At 65.8% G+C, this 263-nt stretch carries 1 protein-coding gene; it reads left to right on the forward strand.

The window, feature by feature from the left end; all coding sequences use genetic code 11:
• The coding region (locus SB717_RS36875) for an ABC transporter permease subunit (protein WP_410908044.1) at nucleotides 1–263 on the forward strand (263 nt) is incomplete at both ends.

Genomic DNA, 263 nt, shown 5'->3' on the forward strand with positions numbered 1-263 from the left:
CTCCGCGGCGTGCAGCTGCCGCTCGCGATGCCTAGCATCATGGCCGGCGTCAACCAGGTCATCATGCTGTCGCTATCGATGGCCGTCGTCGCCGGCATGGCCGGTGCGAACGGGCTCGGCAAGGAAGTCATCTCCGCTATCTCGACCATCGACATTCCCTCGGGCGTGGAAGCCGGCCTCGGCATCGTCTTCCTCGCCGTCTTCCTCGATCGCGTGACGGCGGCCCTGGGCAACCCCGCTGATTTCAAGGGATCCATCCTGGG

Source organism: Priestia sp. SIMBA_032 (assembly GCF_046535215.1).
In the GTDB taxonomy this organism is placed as follows: Bacteria; Bacillota; Bacilli; order Bacillales; family Bacillaceae_H; genus Priestia; species Priestia aryabhattai.